At 65.0% G+C, this 4,711-nt stretch carries 5 protein-coding genes; 2 read left to right on the top strand and 3 right to left on the bottom strand.

The features are described from left to right. On the top strand, positions 1-975 hold a 975-nt coding region (locus tag Q0D45_RS20965), incomplete at its 5' end, for an outer membrane beta-barrel protein (protein ID WP_293397686.1). Between the two features lie 108 nt (positions 976-1,083). Beyond that, complete coding sequence (locus tag Q0D45_RS20970) at positions 1,084-1,797, top strand: hypothetical protein (RefSeq protein WP_293397688.1); 714 nt, start codon at positions 1,084-1,086, stop codon at positions 1,795-1,797. Here Q0D45_RS20970 and Q0D45_RS20975 read toward each other — a convergent pair whose 3' ends face one another. The 3 genes from Q0D45_RS20975 to Q0D45_RS20985 all read right to left on the bottom strand — a co-directional run. Then, on the bottom strand, positions 1,798-3,309 hold the full coding sequence (locus tag Q0D45_RS20975; RefSeq protein ID WP_293397690.1) for a YifB family Mg chelatase-like AAA ATPase: 1,512 nt from the start codon (positions 3,307-3,309) through the stop codon (positions 1,798-1,800). A gap of 141 nt (positions 3,310-3,450) precedes the next feature. Continuing rightward, positions 3,451-3,708: an accessory factor UbiK family protein gene (locus Q0D45_RS20980; protein WP_293397692.1), complete on the bottom strand. Its 258-nt coding sequence runs from the start codon at positions 3,706-3,708 to the stop codon at positions 3,451-3,453. Positions 3,709-3,730: 22 nt separating this feature from the next. Next, a partial coding sequence (locus Q0D45_RS20985; RefSeq protein WP_293397694.1) for a putative Na+/H+ antiporter occupies positions 3,731-4,711 on the bottom strand: 981 nt, incomplete at its 5' end.

Genomic DNA, 4,711 nt, shown 5'->3' on the forward strand with positions numbered 1-4,711 from the left:
ACGCTGTTCTATCGTGCCTATGATGGCAAGACCGACACCATCACCATCGACCAGGCCTCGCTGACCATTGCCTACGCGCCGGAAAGCGGTTTCGGTGCCACCGTCAATGTCCTCGCCGGCGAAGACGCCAATGTCATCAACGCCAACTTCGGCGATGGTGATTCGATCTTCAGCCTGCCGACTGCCTTCGTGAGCTACGCCAACAGCGGCCTGACCGTGATCGCCGGCCGCTTCGGCTCGCTCGCCGGTTACGAAGTCACCGCCGACAACGCCGCACCGTTCATCTCGCGTTCGTGGTTGTTCCAGAACACGCAGCCGTTCTTCCACACCGGTCTGCGCGCCTCGTACAAGTTCAACGATCTGCTGACTGCCCAGCTCGGTGCCGTCAACAGCGCCCCGCAGGCATCGACGATCGATGCCAACAAGCAGAAGACCATTGAAGCGAATGTGACCCTGACCCCGGTCAAGTCCGTGCTCGTGTCACTGACCAACTACCTTGGCATCGACGACTTTGATGGCGAAGTACTGTTCCCGATCAACGGTCCGGCCTCGGGTGCTTTCAGCACGCGCACCAACATCAGCGACGTCGTTGCCCAGTGGACGGTCTCCGACAAGCTGACGCTGGCGCTGAACGGTGACATCCAGGACGCCAAGGGTCTCTACCTCAACCGCGGCATCGCGGTCTACGGTCTCGTTCAGGCGACTGACCTGATCTCGGTTCGTGGTCGCGTCGAGTTCGCCGAAGCCTCCCTCAAGGGCGCGCTCGGCGGTGGTACCGACAGCTTCCGCGTCTACACCTTGGATGTGGTGCTGTCGCCGACCAAGAACTTCGACCTGATGACCGAAGTCCGTTACGACACGTCGAATAACGATGTGTTCCCGAACGGCTTCAGCAGCGATGGCGAGAACGGCGTGTCGCAGAGCTTCAAGGACAGCGGCGGCACCGTTGCGATCAAGGGCGTCTTCAAGTTCTGATCGTTTGAGCTGAACGCTGCAGGCAGTACCCGGAAAAGGCCGCTCACGCGGCCTTTTCTTTTGGGCGCGCGGTTACAGTGCCGGGAACGCTTCAAACCTCGCTCGGAAATGCTGATCGTCAGACGCCTGCTGGTCGCCGCCTTGTTGCCGATGCCCGGAGCATGGGCGGGATCACTCGATTTGCGCACCACGGTCGCCAGCGATGAGCTGTTTCGCGGCATTCCGCAGAACAACAGCCCGAGCTTCAGCCTGCGTGGCGACTATCGCTTCGACAATCGCGTCTATGTCGGCGCCCGGGCGCTGAACAATCGCAGTCTTGGTGGGGTACAGGGCGATTTCTATCTCGGCTACAGCCACTCGCTGAACCTGTTGGGCCTGATCCAGGCGACGGCCGATGGCGGTCTGTCAGCCAGCGTCTACGGCGAAGATGACAGCCGTCTCCAAAATCCAGATTACGTCGAGGGCTACGCGAGTCTCGGCGTCGGCCCGCTGAGAGTCAGCGGCAGCTATGCGCCGGATTACTTCGGCACCGGTGCGGCCGGCTATCGCATGGCTGGTCAACTGAAATTGCCGTTGCCGTTTCCAGGTTTGAGCGTCACCGGCGTGATCGGCTTGAATGCCGGCGACGGTGTGCGACGGCTGATCGCCAGCCGCCAGCAGGATGGGCGCGGTAGGCAGTACGCCGATTACAGCCTGGTCATCAATCAGGAATTGCCGCTGGCGTTCTCGGCGTTCGGGCAGGTCTCCGGCGCCTCGGTGAACATCGATGGTTCGCGCGCGCCGACCGTCCTGATCGGCCTGCGTTGGCACTACGGCGTCTGATCAATTGAGTTGATCGATGGGCCGGTAGCGCAGTGCCTCGGCAATCTGCGCCGTCCCGATCTCGGCAACGCCGGCCAGATCGGCAATCGTCCGCGCCACTTTCAGCACCCGGTGGAACGCACGGGCCGACAGGCCGAGCCGGGTCATGGCCGTCTGCAGCAAAGCTCGGCCGGCTTCATCGGGCGCGGCATCGCGATCCAGCTCGCGAACGCCGAGCGCGGCGTTGATCTTGCCGGCGCGAGCCAGCTGCAGTGCCCGCGCTGCCTGCACCCGCAAGCGGACCGTCGCGCTTGATTCCGCCGCGACCGGCGTTGCCGAGGTCAGCGCCGTGGCTTCGAGCCGCGGCACGAACACATGCAGATCGATGCGATCGAGCAGCGGCCCGGACAAGCGGCCGCGATAACGGGCGACCTGATCCGGGGTGCAGCGGCAGCGCGAGCCCTGGCCGACATCACCGAGATAGCCGCAGGGACATGGGTTCATCGCCGCGACCAGTTGGAAGCGGGCGGGAAAATCGACCTGCCGCGCGGCGCGAGAAATCGTGATCCGACCGTTTTCCAGCGGTTCGCGCAGTACTTCGAGCACTGCGCGTTCGAATTCGGGCAGCTCATCGAGGAACAGCACGCCGCCGTGCGCCAAAGTGATTTCGCCGGGCCGGGGATTGCCGCCGCCGCCGACCAGCGCCACGGCGGACGCCGTGTGATGCGGGCTGCGGTACGGTCGGCGGCCCCAGAGTGCCGGATCGAAACCGCCGTGGCCGATGCTGGCGATCGCGGCGACTTCCAGCGCGTCATCCTGAGCCAGCGGCGGTAGCAGGCCGGGCAGGCGCTGCGCCAGCATGCTCTTGCCGCTGCCGGGCGGGCCGGCCATCAGCAGCGAATGGCCGCCGGCGGCGGCGATTTCCAGCGCTCTTCGCGCCTGCAACTGGCCGCGCACATCGGCGAGATCCGGACCGTGGTCGACGGTTTCTTCAAGGATCGGCCTCGGTGCGACGCTGAGGCGATTTTCGTGTAATTCGGTGCACAACGCACCAAGACTGATCGCTCCGTGAACGATTGTGTGCTCGGCAAGCGACGCTTCGCCAATATTGGCCGCTGGGACCAGCAGGGCGCGCCCCATCTTGGCGCATTGCAGCGCTGCCGGCAGTGCCCCGCGCACGGGACGAATCTCGCCGGTCAGGGAGAGTTCGCCCAGCACTTCGAGCCCGGCCAGCGGTTCCAGCGGAATCTGGCCGGAGGCGGCGAGCACGCCGAGCGCGATCGGCAAATCGAAGCGGCCGCCTTCCTTGGGCAGATCGGCCGGTGCCAGATTGACGGTGATCCGGCGGTTCGGGAACTGGTAGCCGGAATTGACGATCGCGGCGCGTACCCGGTCGCGTGACTCCCGCACCGCCGCTTCCGGCAAACCGACGATCGCCAGGCCGGGCAAGCCTGGCGCCAGATGCACTTCCACGGTCACGGCTTCGGTGGTTAGTCCGTTTTGTGCGCGGCTGTGGATGATGGCAAGCGTCATTTACACCGAGCCGTCCATGGCGCAACGCGCGCGCGGAGCAGTGCTCCGCTCACAGCGCGCGCGTTGCCCGGTCTGCGCACGGCTGTGGACGATGGCGAGCATCAGTCGCGGAGAGCGGCCGGCATTTGTGGGGCTTCGTGCCTAGTCGGCTGGACCAGCCGCCTGCTTTTCGAGCGCCTTCAGCCGCTTTTCCAGCGCCACCAGACGGGTCTGGGTGCGGGCGAGTAGTTCGGCCTGGGTATCGAAGCGCTCGCGGCTGACCAGTTCCAGGCGATCGAGGTTGGCGCGCAGCACGGCGCGGAAGTTGTCTTCCAGTTCGGTTCTGAGGCCGCGCAGGCCGGGGGGCAGCACGCGGCCGAGGCGGGAGGCAATTTCTTCGAGGGCGCGGGGATCGATCATCTTGAGGGCTTGCGGTTGAGCGTCAGAACAGCAGGAAAGCGAAGAACATCAGCAGCGTAGGCGGGAGTGCAGCGATAAACAATCCACCGGCGCCAACGGTCTGGTTCGGAAACAGGGGCTTCAGGATCGCCATGCCGGCCGGGTTCGGCGCGTTGGCGATCACCGTCAGGCCGCCGCCGGTGATCGCGCCGGCAACCACGAAGTACTTGAACTCATCGGACAGGTTCGGCACCTGGGCGGCCAGATAGGTGACGGCAGCGTTGTCGGTGATCGCGGTCAGCATGGTCGCGGCAACGAACACCTGCTGCGGGTTTAGTGCCTGCAGCACCGGCTTCAGCCACCACTGCTGCAGGCCGCCGATGATCACCAGGCCGGCTAGGAAACAGGCCACCAGCAGCGCTTCCTTGAGGATCAGGCGGTTCTGATGCACCGGGTAGGCGTGAGCCCAGAGCAGGAACAGCAGCAGCACGCCAAGGAACATCGGCGGATGGTGGGCAAAGATCACGATGGCGATCAGGAAACCGAGGTGCAGCAAGGCCTGGGCGGCCGGTACGCGATGGTCGTCACCGGAAGCGTCCTCGGTCGGCAGCTTGCGCAAGGTCGACATGAACAAGGCGGTCACCGCGGCGGCATTGATCAGCACTACCGGGACCACCTTGATCGCAAAGTTGCTGAGCATGAAGTTCAGGTCCCAGCCCCAGATGCTCGCCACCATCAGTACCGGCGGGGCCGCGAACGGGGTCAGCGCGCCGCCGACCGAGACATTGACGAACAGCACGCCGAGCGTGGCGTAACACATGCGCGCCGGCAGGCGATGGCGGAAATGGCTTTCGCGCAGCAGCAGCGCCGCCAGGGTCATGGCGCCAGGTTCGGTGATCAGCGAGCCGAGCAGCGGGATCACCGTCAATGCCGCGAAATACGTTGCCGCAGCACCGGGTAGCGGCAGCACGCGGGCGACGACACGGGCGACATTGCCCATCGCCGCCAATACCGGCCGGCTGGC

The sequence above is a fragment of the Nevskia sp. genome, from assembly GCF_023266035.1.
Classification (GTDB): Bacteria; Pseudomonadota; Gammaproteobacteria; order Nevskiales; family Nevskiaceae; genus Nevskia.

What these genes read in the sequence shown, in the direction of transcription:
- Q0D45_RS20970 (WP_293397688.1), top strand. Translation starts at nt 1,084, where the DNA reads ATGCTGATCGTCAGACGCCTGCTGGTCGCCGCCTTGTTGCCGATGCCC.
- Q0D45_RS20975 (WP_293397690.1), bottom strand. Translation starts at nt 3,309, where the DNA reads ATGACGCTTGCCATCATCCACAGCCGCGCACAAAACGGACTAACCACC.
- Q0D45_RS20980 (WP_293397692.1), bottom strand. Translation starts at nt 3,708, where the DNA reads ATGATCGATCCCCGCGCCCTCGAAGAAATTGCCTCCCGCCTCGGCCGC.